General features: G+C 68.3%; 12 protein-coding genes. 4 read left to right on the top strand and 8 right to left on the bottom strand.

The window, feature by feature from the left end; all coding sequences use genetic code 11:
• Window positions 1-416: 416 nt before the first annotated feature.
• From ACVWZ7_RS15285 to ACVWZ7_RS15275, 3 genes are read right to left on the bottom strand one after another with little or no spacing between them, the layout of a single operon-like run.
• A complete protein-coding gene (locus tag ACVWZ7_RS15285; protein WP_091251256.1) occupies window positions 417-1517 on the bottom strand; it encodes a polyprenyl synthetase family protein in 1101 nt (366 codons plus the stop codon).
• Entirely contained in the window at window positions 1514-2890 is a 1377-nt protein-coding gene (locus ACVWZ7_RS15280; protein ID WP_116765216.1) for a geranylgeranyl reductase family protein, read from the bottom strand. Before ACVWZ7_RS15280 ends, ACVWZ7_RS15285 begins: the two co-directional genes overlap by 4 nt.
• A gap of 12 nt (window positions 2891-2902) precedes the next feature.
• Window positions 2903-3694: a demethylmenaquinone methyltransferase gene (locus ACVWZ7_RS15275; protein WP_456509120.1), complete on the bottom strand. Its 792-nt coding sequence runs from the start codon at window positions 3692-3694 to the stop codon at window positions 2903-2905.
• A 153-nt stretch (window positions 3695-3847) separates the two neighbouring features.
• On the opposite strand from ACVWZ7_RS15275, the gene ACVWZ7_RS15270 reads away from it, so the two are divergent.
• From ACVWZ7_RS15270 to ACVWZ7_RS15255, 4 genes are all read left to right on the top strand, one after another.
• Window positions 3848-5245, top strand: coding sequence for an isochorismate synthase (locus tag ACVWZ7_RS15270; RefSeq protein WP_456508370.1), 1398 nt, complete (start codon window positions 3848-3850; stop codon window positions 5243-5245).
• Window positions 5246-5452: 207 nt separating this feature from the next.
• Complete coding sequence (locus ACVWZ7_RS15265) at window positions 5453-6403, top strand: ABC transporter substrate-binding protein (RefSeq protein WP_344361858.1); 951 nt, start codon at window positions 5453-5455, stop codon at window positions 6401-6403.
• A gap of 38 nt (window positions 6404-6441) precedes the next feature.
• Window positions 6442-7413, top strand: coding sequence for an amino acid ABC transporter permease (locus tag ACVWZ7_RS15260; protein ID WP_344361856.1), 972 nt, complete (start codon window positions 6442-6444; stop codon window positions 7411-7413).
• Window positions 7410-8186 (top strand): amino acid ABC transporter ATP-binding protein, encoded by a 777-nt coding sequence (locus ACVWZ7_RS15255; RefSeq protein WP_344361854.1) that lies wholly within the window; start codon window positions 7410-7412, stop codon window positions 8184-8186. The genes ACVWZ7_RS15260 and ACVWZ7_RS15255 overlap by 4 nt, the downstream gene beginning before the upstream one ends.
• Window positions 8187-8283: 97 nt before the next feature.
• Here ACVWZ7_RS15255 and ACVWZ7_RS15250 read toward each other — a convergent pair whose 3' ends face one another.
• The 5 genes from ACVWZ7_RS15250 to ACVWZ7_RS15230 all read right to left on the bottom strand — a co-directional run bounded on the left by ACVWZ7_RS15250 (window position 8284) and on the right by ACVWZ7_RS15230 (window position 16407).
• Window positions 8284-9243: a hypothetical protein gene (locus ACVWZ7_RS15250; RefSeq protein WP_456508369.1), complete on the bottom strand. Its 960-nt coding sequence runs from the start codon at window positions 9241-9243 to the stop codon at window positions 8284-8286.
• 150 nt (window positions 9244-9393) lie between these two features.
• On the bottom strand, window positions 9394-11115 hold the full coding sequence (gene menD / locus ACVWZ7_RS15245; protein WP_456508368.1) for a 2-succinyl-5-enolpyruvyl-6-hydroxy-3-cyclohexene-1-carboxylic-acid synthase: 1722 nt from the start codon (window positions 11113-11115) through the stop codon (window positions 9394-9396).
• Window positions 11112-12932 (bottom strand): arginine--tRNA ligase, encoded by a 1821-nt coding sequence (gene argS, locus ACVWZ7_RS15240; protein WP_456508367.1) that lies wholly within the window; start codon window positions 12930-12932, stop codon window positions 11112-11114. Before argS ends, menD begins: the two co-directional genes overlap by 4 nt.
• A 155-nt stretch (window positions 12933-13087) precedes the next feature.
• A complete protein-coding gene (locus ACVWZ7_RS15235; RefSeq protein WP_456508366.1) occupies window positions 13088-15184 on the bottom strand; it encodes a PhoX family protein in 2097 nt (698 codons plus the stop codon).
• A gap of 140 nt (window positions 15185-15324) precedes the next feature.
• The gene (locus tag ACVWZ7_RS15230) at window positions 15325-16407 is read right to left on the bottom strand and encodes an o-succinylbenzoate synthase (RefSeq protein ID WP_344361843.1); all 1083 of its coding nucleotides are present in this window, start codon (window positions 16405-16407) and stop codon (window positions 15325-15327) included.
• Window positions 16408-16597: the final 190 nt, after the last annotated feature.

Genomic DNA, 16597 nt, shown 5'->3' with positions numbered 1-16597 from the left:
CACGCCAGGGAAGCAGCGTGGGAGCAGTATGCAGCGCGGCAAAGTGTCCCCGCACGGCCGCGTCCACGTCCCGGCGTGCCCCCCGGAGGGCGTCAACCCAAGTGGCGAAAAACTGTGACAACTTATTTACAGATACCCCTAGACAGCATTACAAACTTGTCATAGTCTCTTTCTTGGGTTCACCAAATGCCTCCGGTGGATCTGATGCGAACGGAGAAATGGCCCCGGTTCGGCACAACGGAAGACTCGAACGTTGTGAGGAACCGGGGCCATTCCGTTGATGAAGCGGCAAGCCTGAAGCGCCCCGGCGGCAGTGCAAGTCGGCGGCGGGACAGCGCCCAAGCGGAATTGCCGGCAGCGCCCAAACGGCAGAACGGCAGAACGGGCGACTCCGGCCAGCCGACGTCGCGGGGTGGCTAGCTGCTGCGGTCCACGACCGCGTGGGCGAAGCTCGTCAGCGAGGCCTTGACGACGCCTTCAGGCAGCGGCGCAAGGGCGGCAATGGCCTCCTCGGCCCAGGCGCGCGCGACCACCCACGATTCTGCGGTGACGGGGTGCTCCCGGAGTCCGGCCACGGCGGCCGCCAGGGCCTCGTCAGAGCTGAGGTCGCCGTCGATCAGCTTCAAGAGTTCGACGGCGGACTGGTCACCGTCGCGGGCGGCGTTGCGCAGCAGCAGCACGGGCAGCGTGGGGACGCCTTCGCGCAGGTCGGTTCCCGGCGACTTGCCGGACTTGACCTTGATCCCGGTGACGTCAATGACGTCGTCGGCGAGCTGGAAGGCCACGCCCACTTTCTCGCCGTATTCGACCAGCAGGGCCTCGTAGGCCTCGTCTGCACCGGAGAAGATTGCGCCGAGCTGGCCGGAGGCTGCCACCAGCGAGCCCGTCTTGTCCGCGATGACGGAGAGGTAGTGCGCCACGGGGTCCTCGTCCGGACGCGGCCCCACGGTCTCGTGCAACTGGCCCAGGCAGAGCCGCTCGAAGGTCCGCGCCTGGATGCCCAGCGCACGCGAGCCGAGCTCAGAGACCAGGATGGAGGCGCGCGCGAAGATGAGGTCGCCGGTCAGGACGGCGACGGAGTTGCCCCAGACCTCGTGGGCCGTGGGTGCGCCGCGGCGGAACGGCGCGGAGTCCATGACGTCGTCGTGGTACAGGGTGGCGAGGTGCGTCAGTTCAACGACGACGGCGGCCTGCACCACGGCGGGCCGGGAGGCGTCGCCCAGGTGGGCGCACAGCAGGGTCAGGAGCGGGCGGATGCGCTTGCCGCCGGCTTCCACGAGGTGACGCGACGTTGCGTCAGCCAGCGGATCGGAGTTGGCAATGGCTTCGCGCAGCTTCTTCTCGACCCGCGCCAGGTTGGTGGTGATCGCGGGGCCGAGTTCGGGGTCGCCAGCGATGGCCGCGAAGCCTGCCGGCAGTTGGAGGCCGGTGGCGATCGCCGTGGTGTTGAGGCTGGGTTCAGAGCTCGGCAGGCCGTGTCCGGCGTGCGTCCAGCTTTGGTCTGCAGAGTTGGTCACGGGTTAACCCTAACTTCAGTTGCGGAAACCGCGGAGTTGGTGCCGGAGTGCGGATCGCTGTCCGTGGTGGGCATGGCCTGGTTGGACGTGGCGGGGACCAGGGATTCCAGGACCCGGATGACCCTGTCCTCGAAGCCCTTGGCGGCCGGATCGGTCAGATTCGCCAGCATCCGGACCACGAACCGCATGAGCACAGGAATGGGCATGCCCGTGCGGAGGGCCAGTTTCATGACCGCCGGCTTGCCGATCAGGGCGGCGAAGGCCCGCCCCAGCGTGAAGTGCGAGCCCCACTGCTGCTGCACATAGTCGGCGTACCGCGCCAGGTGCGCATCGGCGGCTCTGGAAGCCTCCGCCCCGGACCCCCAGCCGGCTGACGCGGAGCGGGCGGCGGCGTCGATGATGAACTCCGCGGCGAAGCGGGCGGACTCCATGGCGTAGGAGATGCCCTCTCCATTGAACGGGGACACCATGCCGCCGGCGTCGCCGAGCAGGAGCAGGCCCGGCGAATAGTGCGGGGTGCGGTTGAATCCCATCGGCAGGGCTGCGCCGCGAATCTCCCCCACCTGGTTCTCGGGGGTGAAGCCCCAGTCCGCGGGCATGCCGGCGGTCCACTCGCGCAGGACCTGCTTGTAGTCCAGCTTGCCGAATTCCTTGGACGAGTTCAGGATGCCGAGGCCCACGTTGGAAGTGCCGTCGCCGACGCCGAACACCCAACCGTAACCGGGCAGCAGCTTCCCGTCGCGGCCGGGAAGCTCAAGCCAGCCTTCCATCCAGTCGTCCTCGTGCCGGGGCGAGGTGAAGTAGGTCCGCACGGCCACGCCAAGCGGCCGGTCGTCGCGCTTCCGGATGCCCAGCGAGACGGCGGTGCGCGTCGAGTTGCCATCCGCGGCAAGGACGACGTCGGCCGTGAAGTCGCGCGTTTCGCCCGTCTTGCGCCCGGCGTCGTCCAGCAGTGCGGCCCGGACGCCCGTGACACGGCCGTCCTCGGAGCGCAGAGCCTCGGTGACGCTGTGGCGCTCCAGCACGACGGCGCCCGCGGACCGGGCGTGCCGGGCCAGCTGCTCGTCGAAGCCGAGGCGGGTCCGGATCAGCCCGTACTGCGGGAAGTCGGAGACCTCCGGCCAGGGCAGTTCGATCGTGCGGCCGCCGGCGATCAGGCGCAGGCCCTTGTTCCGGCGCCAGCCCTCGGTTTCCGGATGCGGGAGTCCCAGCTTCTGGATCTCGCGGACGGCACGCGGAGTCAGGCCGTCACCGCAGACCTTTTCGCGGGGAAAGCTGGTTTTCTCCAGCACCGTGACATCAATGCCGGCTTTGGCAAGGTAGTAGGCGGCGGTGGAACCAGCCGGTCCTGCTCCGACAATCAGTACATTCACAGCAGGTATCGGCTAACGTCCGGGCCGGGTGATGTTGCGGCGCAGTTTGGCCACCGGTCCGGTGTGGGCGGCAAGCGCCGTTGCACCCGCGGCGTGGCCGGCTTCGGGGCCGGCCGGCTTCTGGGCGCGGTGCACGGCGACAATGCCGCCGCTGAGGTTGCGGTAGGTGACGGATTCCCAGCCGGCCTCCTGCAGCCACGCGGCCAGGTGGTCCTGGTCCGGCCAGGCACGGATGGACTCGGCCAGGTAGACGTAGGCGTCCGGGTTGGACGAAACCTTGACGGCGATGGCCGGCAGAGCCCGCATGAGGTATTCGGTGTACATGGTGCGCCAGAGCGGCACCACGGGCTGGGAGAACTCCGCGATGACCAGCCGGCCGCCCGGCTTGGTGACCCGCAGCATCTCGGCCAGGGCCTTCTTGGGCTCATTGACGTTGCGCAGACCGAAGGAGATCGTGCTGGCGTCAAAGGTGTTGTCCGCGAACGGCAGGCGGGTGGCGTCCCCGGCGATGAAGTCGATGTCCGGGCGGCGGCGCTTGCCGACCTTGAGCATGCCAAGGGAGAAATCGCAGGCGATGACGTTGATGCCGGCGTCAGCGTAGGGCTCGCTGGACGTGCCCGTGCCGGCGGCGAGGTCCAGCACGCGCTGGCCGCCCGAGACACCCACTGCCTCCACCACTACCTTGCGCCAGCGGCGCGTCTGCCCCATCGACAGGACATCGTTGACGACGTCGTATTTGGGGGCGACGTCGTCAAACATCGTGGCTACTTCGTCCGGACGCTTATCCAAGGATGCTCGGTTCACCATGACATTGTCTCAAATGATCGGCTCCCCCACGAACGGGCCGCCAACCATCGCCGCTTTCACCTGCGGCAACGGCCGCGGCCGCCGCGTCGAGGGCCCGCCAAACCCCGTATATCCACGGTCGGGACGATCACGGGCTAGTGTTATGCCATCATGACGAGCACGTTCCGCACCTTGACAGTCCCCCTCGATGCCGAAACTTTCCCCGGGGGCCTGCCGTCGTTTCTGGTCCGGGACGACGTCCTCTGCTGGACCCGCCGCGAGGCCGGGCTCGTGGGCTTCGGCGAGATCGCCCGGTTCACCGCCACCGGCCCCGAGCGGTTCCTGGAAGCGGACATCTGGTGGCGGCACCTGGTCCTGGAGGCGGACATCGAGGACGCCGTCGACTGCCCCGGCACCGGACCGGTCGCCTTCGGCTCGTTCGCCTTCTCCAAGGCTTCCGCCCACGAGTCCCGCCTATTAGTCCCCGAAATCGTTGTGGGGCTCCGCGACGGCCAGGCCTGGCTCACCCAGCTCACGTTCGACGACGGCGAACTCACCGAAGCCGGCGCCCGCGCCGCCCTGGACCGCTGGCTTCGCAGCGGCCGGGCGGCAGAGGACAATGGCAGCGCCGACGGCGCTGTGGTGGACGGCGCTGTGGACGACCCGGCGCCGGGAGCCGCGCAGGCCGGCGCCGCCGTCGTACGCCCTTTGCCCCTGGCCGCCGGCGCAACGCTGCACACCGGCTCGCTCAGCGAGGAAGACTGGATGGCCGCCGTCGCCGCCGGGGTCAAAGAGATCCGGACCGGCGCCCTGGAGAAACTGGTACTGGCCCGGGACATCGTGGCAACCGTCCCCACCGGCGTCAACGCCGCGCAAGTCCTGCGCGAACTCTCCGCGCGGTACCGCGAATGCTGGACGTACGGGGTGGACGGTCTCGTGGGGGCCACACCAGAGATGCTGATCCAGGTGGAGGGCCGCACCGCACAGGCCCGCGTCCTGGCCGGCACCCTGGACCGCCGCGACGCCGACGGCATGGCAGGCTCCCCGCTGGAGTTCGCCGAACGCGTGCTGGCCGGCTCCGAGAAGCAGCGGCACGAACACGACATCGCGATCCAGTCCCTGACCACACAGCTGGCCCCGTTTTCCGAGGCCATGAACGCGCACAGCGAGCCGTTCATCCTGGAACTGCCCAATGTGTGGCACCTGGCCTCTGATGTGAAGGCGGAGCTCACCGAGGTGGAAGGCCACGTCCCCACGTGCCTGGCCCTGATCAACGCACTGCACCCCACGGCGGCGGTCTGCGGCACTCCCACCACCGTCGCCGGCGCACTGATCCGCAAGCTGGAGCACCTGGACCGCGGCCCGTACGCCGGGCCGGTCGGCTGGCTCGACGCCGCCGGCAACGGCGAATGGGGCATCGCGCTGCGGGGCGCGGTCATCGAATCCCCGCAGACGGTCCGGCTGTACGCGGGCTGCGGCGTGGTGGATGGCTCGGTGCCCGAGACCGAGCTCGCCGAGACCTGGGCGAAGTTCCGCCCGATGCTCGAGTCGCTCGGCATCAGCAGCTAGCCTGGGCCGGGTCTGCGGCGCCGTCGGGCCGTCACATTCGGAAGAAATCCGGGATTCCAGACAGTTCGAGCATTCTGGACGTTGCTTTTGGGTCTGGTTTTGTTATCCAATAGTGAAACTTAGTTTTCTGTGACGCACATCTCATGTTCGGCGCTACACTATAGACCGGCCTCGTAACGCATCCCTTCGGCAACAAAAGGTAATAAAATGCAGATCTCCCGTTCGCTCCTGAGCAACCCCGCGCTGAAGGCCGCCACGGTCCTTGCTGTGAGCGCCTTGGCCTTGACGGCCTGCACGAACGCTTCAGAGACCGGCACCTCCGGGGCGGCTACCGCTTCCGGCAGTGCCGCCGCCAGCTTCGATCCCAGCACGGTCAAGAAGGACGACGCCCTGGCGGCCATGGTGCCTGACGCGATCAAGTCCAAGGGCACCCTGACCGTGGGCTCGGATACCTCCTACGCCCCGGCCGAATTCCTCGGCACCGACGGCCAGACCCCGGTGGGGTACGACGTCGACATCGCCAAGGCGATCGGCGCGGCACTGGGTCTGAAGGTCCAGGTCCAGACGTCCGAATTCACCGGCATCCTTCCGGCCCTCGGCCCGAAGTACGACCTCGGCATCTCCTCGTTCACGATCAACCCGGAGCGGCTCGCCGCGGTGAACATGGTCAGCTACTTCAACGCGGGCACCGCCTGGGCCGTGCAGAAGGGCAACCCGAAGAAGGTTTCCCTGGATGACCTGTGCGGCAAGTCCATCGGCGTCCAGACCGGTACCGTCCAGGAAGATCCGGACCTCTCGGGCCGCAACAAGAAGTGCGTCGACGCGGGCAAGCAGCCCATCAACATCGTCACGCTGAAGACCCAGACGGATATCACCACCCGCCTGGTCAACGGCAGCATCGATGCGATGGCAGCCGACTCCCCCATCATCGGCTACGCGCTGACCCAGACCAACGGCCAGCTCGAGAAGCTGGGCGATGTCTACGACTCCGCTCCCCAGGGCATCGCCGTCGCCAAGTCCGATACTGCTCTGGCCGACGTCGTCCAGAAGACTCTCACCAAGCTGATGCAGGACGGTTCCTACAAGAAGATCCTTGAGGGCTGGGGCAACGGCGACGGCGCCATCACCAAGTCCGAGGTCAACCCGGCGGTCGGCTAATGAGCATCCCCACAACCAATCACAAATCAGGTGTACAGATGGACAGCCATCAGGACAGCCACACAGCACCAGTACTAAATAAGGCGGTGCCGGTGCGGCACCCCGGCCGCTGGATCAGCGCCGTCATCATTATCGGCGCGTTGGCTCTCTTCCTGCAGAGCCTGTTCACGAACCCCAATTTCCGCTGGGACGTCGTGGGCGCCTACATCCTGGACACCAAAGTGGTCCAGGGTGTCGTCTGGACCTTGGTCCTAACGGTTGCCTCCATGATCCTGGCCATCATTCTGGCCATCCTCCTGGCCTTCATGCGGCAGTCGGAGAACCCTGTATTCCGCTGGTCCAGCTGGACCTGGGTCTGGTTCTTCCGCGGCACCCCGGTCTACACCCAGTTGATTTTCTGGGGCCTGATCGCCGTTCTCTACCCCAAGATCAGCGCCGGTGTGCCGTTCGGGCCGGAGATGTTCAGCGTGGACACCAGCACGGTGGTCACCGCAACGGTGGCGGCGATCCTGGGCCTTGGCCTCAATGAATCCGCCTACCTCGCGGAAATCTTCCGGGCCGGGCTCAAGTCCGTGGACCAGGGCCAGATGGAAGCCGCCGAGGCTCTGGGCATGGGCAAGACCAAGATCATGTGGCGGATCATCCTGCCGCAGGCGATGCGGGTAATCGTGCCGCCGACCGGGAACGAAACCATCGGCATGCTCAAGACCACCTCGCTGGTCCTGGCCGTGCCCTTCACCCTGGACCTCACCTTTGCCACCAACGCCCTGGCGAACCGGACGTACCTGCCGGTTCCCCTGCTGATCGTGGCGGCTATCTGGTACCTCGTCATCACCAGCCTCCTGATGGTGGGCCAGCACTTCATCGAGGCCTACTACGGCAAGGGCGTGGACAACCGGGCCCCCGCCACTGTGAACCCCGCAGCGGCCAAGGCTGCCGCGGCCGTGGCCCCAAGCGCCGACGCCGAGCCGGCACTCAAGATGGACTTCCCCGAGGAGGAGGCGAAATGACGATCACCACTGAGAAACCGCTGGTACAGATCGAGGGCCTTCACAAGTACTACGGCCAGCACCACGTGCTGCGCGGGATCGACCTGAACGTCAACCAGGGCGAGGTGTCGGTGGTGATCGGCCCGTCCGGTTCGGGCAAGTCGACCATGCTTCGCTGCGTGAACCTGCTGGAGACCATCAGCGCCGGTCGCATTTCCGTAGGCGGGGAGCTGATCGGCTACCGCGAGGTCAAGGGCAGGCTCCATGACCTGAAGGCCAAGGAGATCGCCGCCCAGCGCCGCGAGATCGGCATGGTGTTCCAGCGCTTCAACCTGTTCCCGCACAAGACCGCGCTGCAGAACATCATGGAAGCTCCGGTCCAGGTCAAAGGCCAGTCCAAGACAGTGGCACGGAAGCGTGCCTTGGAGCTGCTGGACCGGGTGGGTCTCGCGGACCGCTCCGGCCATTACCCGAACCAGCTCTCCGGCGGCCAGCAGCAGCGTGTTGCTATTGCCCGGGCCCTGGCCATGGACCCCGAGCTCATGCTCTTCGACGAGCCCACGTCCGCGCTCGACCCCGAGCTCGTGGGCGACGTCCTGAACGTGATGAAGGACCTCGCCAAGTCCGGCATGACCATGATCGTGGTGACCCACGAGATCGGCTTCGCCCGCGAAGTCGGCGACCGCCTGACGTTCATGGACGGCGGCGTGGTCGTGGAGTCGGGCGACCCACGCGAGGTCCTGGCCAACCCGCAGCACCCCCGCACCAAGGAATTCTTGAGCCGGGTGCTGTAGCCCGACGCGCAAGGCGCCTATCGATGCGCAAATGCCCTGTCGCTACCGTTATTCGGGTAGCGACAGGGCATTTGCGCGTCGTGGGACAGATTGCGCGTCATGGCCACACGGCCGAACGGGCTCGACGGCGGGGCACACCGAACGCGGCCAGCTTCTGTTCCAGCCGGCCGGGCTCCGTGAGGTCCGCCCAGACCCACCGCACCACCCGGAGCCCCATCGCCCGGATCCGGTTTTCGCGCTCTTTCTCGTCCACGACGGCCTGCGATGCGGTCCTGCCCCGAAGGTATTCGGGTTTCAGATATTTCTCGACGCCGTCGAACTCGCCCGCCAGCCGTGCAGTTTCCCAGTAGTAGTCGGTGTAGCCCGCGAGGCCGGCGCTGTCCCGGACTTCGTGCTGAAGTTCCGGCGGTTGGAAGCCGGCCACCCACATGAGCCCGCGGCTGTACGACTCGCCAGGGGACCCGGACCGCGGATCCGCGAACTCCACGGCAGTCCTGATCCGCAGCGCAGCCGCCGCTGTGTAATTGCCGTCGACACCCGCCAGCAGCATTTCCTTAGAGAGCGCGGGCAACCCTTGGGCTGCGTCCGGCCGGAGTACATGGTCCAAGGGAACAATAGCTTGGGCAAACGGTGTAAAGGCAGCGAGATCCAACACCGTGCGGACCCGCCCCGTGACCAGAAGGCCTTCGCGCCGGAACACCTTGAGACCGTCCGGGGCCGCGTAGTGCCGCTGGACTCCTGCACGCGAGCGTCCGCCAGCGTTCTGAAGCGTCAGGGCATGGACCGGATGGCGCTGTCCAATGGTTGGAACTCGCCACACGGACGCGGCTGAGTGCCTGGCAAAGACTGTCGGTGCCGTGAATGCCTCCGCCGCCGCGCTAACCCGGAGCCGGTATTGTTCCCAAGGCTGGAGCGCCCGCCACGCCTCCCCATCGACGTAGACGCCTTGACGCACGCGAACAAGCACCCCTGACCGGCAGCGTTTGGCGAGCTCTTTCGGTGTGAGGCCCTGCTGGACATGCTCACGGGCCAGGATCAGCCTTGGTAGTTCCTTCATGGAACGAAGATCGCAGCACGGGGGCGGCGGCGCCATGACCTACCGCCCGGGTGTGGACAACCCGACGCGCATTCCGTTCTGCGACGCGCAACTTACCCATCGCGGCGGGTATTCCGGCGTCGGTGGGTATTTTGCGCGTCGAAAACCGGGTTAGGCCTGCGGGACGCCTTCCACGGCGGCCTCGACGGCGGCCCGGATGGCGCGGTGCAGTTTCCCGAGGCTGTGCCGGTCCGTGCGCACTTCGATGATGCTGCGGCCTTCCACCGGGCGGGACAGCGCGTCGGCGAGTTCCGCCGTCGTGCCCACCAGACGGTGCGCGACGCCGTAGGCGGCCGCCAGCGCGGCGAGATCCACCCGCTGCGGGGTCGCGAAGAGGCGTTCGACGGCGTTGCCGTAGCGCCCGGCCGCGGCCACCGCGCCGTGCTCCAGGAGACCAAAGATGGCACCGCCTGCGTCGTTGAGCACCACGATGCGCAGCAGGGGTTCGGCCTCCCCGGCACCGAGGAGGAGCCCGCCGGCGTCGTGCAGGAACGTGACGTCACCCATGAGCACTGTCGTTTCCTGGCGCCCGCCGAGCGCGATGCCCGTGGCGGTGGACGTGGTGCCGTCGATCCCGGCGAGGCCGCGGTTGGCGAACATGGTGGCCTGCGGTTCAGCGGGCGGTGCCCCCGCGAGGTCGACGTCGCGGATCCCGTTCGACGAGCCCAGCACCAGCTGCCCGCGGCTGTGTTTCCAGACCTCGGCGCCGACGGACGGCCCGGTCGCAGCCGGGGACGCGGCAAGGACCAGGTCCACGGCGCGCTGCGCGGCGGCACCTGCCATCAGCCAGGCATCGAGCCACGCGGCAGACCCGCGCCCGGCGAACTCCGCCAGGTCCGCGAGGCTTTCCAGTGGCAGTTCGGTCCGCCGGCCGGGTTCGTACCAGGCTACGGGGACGGGCTGGTACAGGGCCGACGGCACGTCCGCCCTGGCCAGGAGCGCACTGACCGGCCGGGAGAGCGTCGGCCGGCCGAAGAGGACCACGCGTTCGATCGGCTGGGCGGAGTCCGCGCCGAAGTGGTCAATCAGCAGCCGGTAGGGCCCGACGGCGTTGGGGCCGAACCGGGCATTGGAGGAGGGTTCAGCCAGCAGCGGCAGGCTGTGCGCGCGGGCGAAAGCCTCGGCGACCGGGCCGGCGTCGTGCCCGGCCAGCACGACGGTGCGGCGCTCCGGCAGGGCCGGTGGCGCGGCCGGAAAGTCCAGCACCAGGGGGTTCCGGGCGGCCCGGTAGACACCGCGCCCGGTTTCAACGGGCAGGGCGTCGCCCTCCGCCGGGACCAGCGGGTCGCGGAAGGCCAGGTTGAGCTGGACCGGCCCGGGAGGCGTGTCCTCGAAGGCTCCGGTGGCTGCGCTGAGTGCGGTTTCCACGGCGCGCTGCGGATCGCTGCCCGCAGGGACGTCGACGGCGAAGCGAACGTGCTCGCCGAACAGGTCCAGCTGCACGGTGGTCTGGTTGGCCCCGGTCCCGCGCAGTTCCTCGGGCCGGTCGGCGGAGAGGACCACGAGCGGCACCGCGGCGTGGTTTGCCTCCATCACTGCCGGCAGGAGATTGCCGACGGCGGTCCCGGAGGTGGTGAGGACGGCGACCGGGGCCCCCGTGGAGAGGGCGAGGCCGAGGGCCGTGAAGCCTGCCGAGCGCTCGTCGATCCGGACCAGCAGCTCCAGCCGGCCGGCGCTTTCGGCTTCGGCCAAGGCATAGGCCATGGGCGCCGAGCGGGAACCCGGGGACACCACGACCTGGCGCACCCCGGCGTCGAGCAGGGTGCTGACGGCGATGCGCGCTGCCTCCACCGCGGACAGGCCGGACGTCGAGGACGCGCCGGCGGAGGTCACATGTTCTCCGGCGTCTCGATGCCCAGCAGCTCCAGCCCGCCGGACAAGCGGCGCAGCACCAGGGCGCACAGGGCCAGCCGGGACTCCCGGACGGACTCCTCGGCCTTGAGTACCGGGCACTGGTCGTAGAAGGAGGTGAACAGCTGGGCGAGCTCGAAGAGGTAGCCGCAGAGCCGGTGCGGCTCCAGCGCATCCCGGACCTTGTTCAGCGTCGTGTCGAACTCCAGCAGGTGCAGGGCCAGCGCACGTTCCGCGGGTTCGACGACGGCGATCGCCGTGGCAGGACCGCCGGCCCGGGCGCCGGCTGCGGAAGTGCCGTCGGCGACAGTGCCGCCAGCGCCGCCGTCGGTGAACTGCTCCAGAACCCCGGCCTTGCGCAGGATGGACCGGATCCGTGCGGCCGCATACTGCACGTAGGGTCCGGTGTTACCGCTGAGGGCGAGCATGCGGTCGAAGTCGAAGACGTACTCGGTGTCGTGGCCGGTGGAGAGGTCGGCGTACTTGACGGCACCGATGCCCACCTGGCGGGCGGTCACGGCGCGTTCCTCGTCGCTGAGCTCGGGCCGGCTGGCGTCGATGACGGCGCGGGCGCGGTCCACGGCCTCCTCGAGCAGGGCCATGAGTTTCACCGGGGCGCCGGAGCGGGACTTGAGGATCTTGCCGTCCTCGCCGAGCACGTTGCCGATCTGCACGTGGACGGCCTCGACCGTGTCCGGAAGCCAGTCGGCGTCCCGGGCGGTGGCCATGACCATCCGCAGGTGCACGTTCTGCGGGGCACCCACGACGTAGAGGACGCGGTCTGCCTCCAGCTCACGGACCCGGTAGCGGATGGTGGCGAGGTCCGTGGTGCCGTAGCCGTAGCCGCCGTCGGACTTGCGGATGATCAGCGGCAGCGGCTGCCCGTCGCGGCCCGAAAAGCCGTCGGGGAAGGTGCACAGGGCGCCGTCGCTGATCCGGGCGAGGCCGCGCTCCTCAAGCTCCTGGCACAGTTGTGCCAGATGCTCGTCGTAGGAGCTTTCGCCGGCGATGTGGTCATCGGTGAGGCTGATGCCGAGCATGGAGTAAATGGCGTTGAAGTAGCGCTTGGACTGGGCAACGAGCCGCTGCCAGACCGCGAAGGTCTCCTCGTCGCCGCCCTGGAGGGCAACGACGCGGAGCCGGGCCCGGGTGGCGAAGCCGTCCGCGTCGGCGGCGGAGGAATCGAACTTGGCCCGGGCAGCCTGGTAGAACGCGCTGGGGTCATCCACCAGCAGCGCCGCTTCCGGGGAGTCCTCGCCGATCTCCAGCCAGTGCTCGATCAGCATGCCGAAGGGGGTGCCCCAGTCGCCGATGTGGTTCTGCCGGATCACGGTGTCGCCGAGGGCCTCGAGCACCTTGACCAGGCTGTCCCCCACGACGGTGGTGCGCAGGTGGCCGACGTGCATTTCCTTGGCGACGTTCGGGGAGGAATAGTCGACGACGACGCGCTGCGGTGTTGCGGCGGGCGTGACGGCGGTGGCCTTGGACGCGGCTTCGGCCGCCTCAGCGTTGAGCAGTTCCTCGATCCACGTGCCGTCAAAGCTCAGGTTGATGAAGCCGGGCCCGGAAATTTCGACGCCGGTGCAGATGCCGTCCAGGTTCAGGGCATCCACGATCTTTGCCGCGGCATCCCGCGGCGGCAGGCCGGCCTTCTTGGCCAGGGCCATGGCGGCGTTGATCTGGATGTCGGCGAATTGGGAGGGCCTGACCACCGGGTCCGTCTGCCGGAACTCTTCGCCGAACGCGGTGGCAATTGCAGCCTGGACTCTGGGGACAACCAATTCAGCCGGATTATTCACAGTCCCAAATTATCAGTAGGAGCCCTCCCCCGATGCTCGGCCGCCCTCAGGAGCAACGCACTCAGAAGCAACGCGGGGTCAGATATCGCCCATGCAGGGCGGCCAAAGTCACATGGGCGTGAAGTGACCCCGCGTTGCTGTGGCCCGAAAGGTGGTTAGGCGTCGGCGCGGAGCACCTGGACCACAGACGGGCGCGGGGCGCGCGCCTGGCCTGGCTTCGGCGTCGCTCCGGCAGCGACGTAGTCCGGGAAGTAGGAGGGCTGGTCGGCGAAGGTGCCTTCCTCCCCCGGGTGCTGAACGGCAACGAAGACCGTCCGTTCGTCGTCGTGGATCACCGGGCCGCAGGTCTCGGCGTCGCGCGGGACGGCGAGGAACTGCTCCACCTTGCCCCGGTCGGCACCGTCCAGGGTGACCTTGAAGAGCCCGTCGGCGTAGCCGATGCTGGACGGCGCACCGTCGGTGGAGATCCACAGGTTGCCCACGGAGTCGAAGGCCACGTTGTCCGGGCAGGAGATCGGCGAGACCTGGCTGGGCGGGAATCCGGCGAAGTAGGCGGCCGAGTTCTTTGCCGGATCCCCGCAGACCATGAGCAGGTTCCAGCCGAACGTGGTGGACGTCTGGTCCCCGGTCTCGGTGATTTCGACGATGTGGCCGTCCCGGTTCAGGGTGCGGGGGTTAACCTCGGTGGCACCCTCCTTGCCGGTCTTGCCGCGGTCCGTGTTGTTGGTGCAGACCACATAGACCTTGCCGGTGTGCAGGCTGGGCTGGACGTCTTCGCAGCGGTCCATCTTCGTGGGGCCAACCTTGTCTGCGGCGAGACGCGTGTAGACCAGCACTTCCTCCACGGACATCCCCGCCACCTTTGACTGCCCGCCCACAACGAGCGGCAGCCATTCGCCGGAGCCGTCGAATGTGCCGTCGGCGGGGAGTTTCCCCGAGCCGTCGAACTCTGCCGGCGCGGAGTTGCCGGTGAACTTGGCAACGTAGAGGTCGCCCTCCGAGAGCAGCGTCAGGTTGTTCTTGCGGTCCTCCGCCGTCGTGCCGGGGCGGTACGTTCCGGCCGAGACAAACTTGTAAAGGTAGTCGAAGCGTTCGTCGTCGCCCATGTAGGCCACCACGTGACCGGACTTGGCGACGATCAAGTTGGCGCCCTCGTGTTTGAAGCGGCCCATCGCGGAGTGCTTGCGGGGCGTGGACGCGGGGTCGAACGGGTCAACTTCCACGATCCAGCCGAAGCGGTTGGCCTCGTTCTCGTAGCCGGGGTTGCGGGTGTCGAAGCGCGGGTCATCCAGTTCCCACTGGCGCGCGGTGGGCTTGCTGGTCAGTCCGTAACGCTTGTCCGAGTCGGACGTTCCGGGCGCGGCGAAGTAGCCGTTGAAGTTTTCTTCGCCGGAGAGGATGGTGCCCCACGGCGTGGTTCCGCCGGAGCAGTTGCCCAGGGTGCCCTTGATGGCCCGGCCGGAGGGATCGGCGGTGGTCTTCAGGAGGGCGGATCCGGCAGCCGGGCCGTCGAGTTCGTAGGTGGTGTCGGTCAGGAAGCGGCGGTTCAGTCCGGCGCCTTTGACGTAGCTCCAGGGCTTGTTCTTGTTCTTCCGCTCCAGTTCCACGACGGTGAGCCCGTGGGCGGCCCGGCCGATCGCGCGGGTCTCGGCGGCGTCGAACCCGGCCGGCAGCATGATGTTTTCGTTGGTGTATTCGTGGTTCGTGAAGAGCACTGCCCGGCGGTCCTTGGAGCCGTCGATCGGCAGGATGTCCGTGTAGTCGTTGTTGTAGCCGAATTGGCGGGCCTGTGCGGCTGCGCTCTGGTGGTCGACGTCGAACGCCGGGGAGTCGTTGAACAGCGGGTCGCCCCAGCGGATGACCGGCTGCCAGGTGAAGCCGGCGGGGACGGTGAGCTTGTCCACGGCGGCGTCCACCGGCGCGATGGCCGTGAACTGCAGCTTGGATGCACCGAGGCCGTCTTTGGCGGCGGCCGCGAGGCCCGGGCCGCCGTCGGCCACTGCCGTGCCGGCGGACGTCACCGTGTTGCCGAGGACGACGGCGAGCGCGCCGGCGGCGCCGAAGCCGAGTGCTGCGCGGCGGGACATCGTGGCGGAGGCGATGTCCCGGAAGTAGCTGTTGCTGCTGGTGTTGCAGACCTCGCCTGAACAGGCGTTGTCGCATTTGAGCGCGCACGTGACAGGGCTGCGTTTGCCCTTCGTGTGGCCAAGCATGGGGAGCAGGGAAAAGGTGCGTCCGGAGGATGCGGGCATGGAGAGACCTTCCAAGGGGTGCGTGCGGTGCGGTGGCACCCACCCTTCCAGCCACGGGCTACGCGAAGCCGTCCCCCGGGTGAAGAAGCGGTGAACGGCGCTGTCCCTACCGGCCCCGTGGCCCTACCCGACGCTGTGCCCTACCGGACGGGCGGGGCGGCCAGCACCGCGTGCACGCGCCGCAGCCGCTCCAGCCACCAGTCCCGGCGTTCCGGAGAGGCGGCATGAGCGGCCAGGAGCTCCGGCGCCGGGCGGACGTCGCGGAGGGTGATCGCGCCGTCGTCGGCAACGAGGGAGTCGTGCGTGACGTCCGCGGCGAGCAGGGACACCGTCCCCAGGCCGCAGGCATAGGGCAGCTCCGGCAAGACGGCGGCGAGGGCCAGCCCGGCCCGGATTCCCACGGAAGTGTCCAGCGCGGAACTCACGACGGCGGGGAGCCCCGCCTGCGCCACAATCTCAAGGGCGCGCCGCACTCCCCCGAGCGGTGCGACTTTAACCACGATCAGGTCCGCGGCGCCGGCGCGTGCCACCTTGAGGGGGTCGTCCTCCTTGCGCACGCTCTCGTCAGCGGCTATCAGGACGGGGACGCCGGCGGCCCGGAGCCGGCGGCGGACTTCGGCGAGGCCCGCGATATCAGGAACGGGCTGTTCGGCGTATTCGAGTCCGACGGCGGCAAGCCGCGTCAGTGCGGTGACGGCCTCGGGCACGTCCCAGCCGCCGTTCGCGTCCACCCGGATCGCGGCATCCGGCAACGCCTCCCGGACGGCCGCCACCCGGGCGGCGTCGTCGTCGAGGCTCTGGCCGCGCTCGGCAACTTTGACCTTGACCGCGTCCACCCGACCAAAGCGGGCCAGGACTTCGGGCACCCGGTGTGCCGGCACGGCAGGCACTGTGGCGTTGACCGGGATGCTGTCCCGCAACGGCGCAGGGAACCCTGACCACCCGGCCTCGATCGCGGCCGCAAGCCAGCGGGAGGCCTCGGCATCCTCATACTCCGGGAAGGGACAGAATTCGCCCCAGCCCAGGGGGCCGCGGAGCAGGAGGGCCTCGCGCTGCAGGATGCCCCGGAACTTCACACGCATCGGCAGGCTCACCACATGGGAACCGGCAAGGAGCTCATCAAGGCCGGGCAGGGATGCATCGGAATGTGGCGGTGTGCCGGCGGCAAGGGGGTCCAGGGAATGTGGGTCCAACGGCTGTGGGTCGAGGGAATGGGCGGGCATGATGCCACTGTACTGGGACACTCTGTACTGGGATGCTCCGTACTGGGATGCTCTGGGCTGGAACGTTCCGGACTGGGACGCCGTGAACCCATATGCCGGGCTGAGACGCTGTCACGGGAAGCGGGCCCCTGATTGGGGCGGGGCCCTTGATTGGGCCGGCGTCGACTGGGGGTGAGTTCCTGGACCAGGA

Source organism: Arthrobacter sp. TE12232 (assembly GCF_054062615.1).
The sequence above is the reverse complement of the archived record's forward strand: the minus strand, read 5'-3'. Positions and strand labels throughout refer to the sequence as shown.

Bases quoted from the DNA above. Each gene is read 5' to 3' on its own strand.
- ACVWZ7_RS15260 (WP_344361856.1), top strand. From the start codon at position 6,442: ATGGACAGCCATCAGGACAGCCACACAGCACCAGTACTAAATAAGGCG.
- ACVWZ7_RS15270 (WP_456508370.1), top strand. From the start codon at position 3,848: ATGACGAGCACGTTCCGCACCTTGACAGTCCCCCTCGATGCCGAAACT.
- ACVWZ7_RS15235 (WP_456508366.1), bottom strand. From the start codon at position 15,184: ATGCCCGCATCCTCCGGACGCACCTTTTCCCTGCTCCCCATGCTTGGC.
- ACVWZ7_RS15230 (WP_344361843.1), bottom strand. From the start codon at position 16,407: ATGCCCGCCCATTCCCTCGACCCACAGCCGTTGGACCCACATTCCCTG.
- ACVWZ7_RS15255 (WP_344361854.1), top strand. From the start codon at position 7,410: ATGACGATCACCACTGAGAAACCGCTGGTACAGATCGAGGGCCTTCAC.
- ACVWZ7_RS15250 (WP_456508369.1), bottom strand. From the start codon at position 9,243: ATGAAGGAACTACCAAGGCTGATCCTGGCCCGTGAGCATGTCCAGCAG.
- ACVWZ7_RS15265 (WP_344361858.1), top strand. From the start codon at position 5,453: ATGCAGATCTCCCGTTCGCTCCTGAGCAACCCCGCGCTGAAGGCCGCC.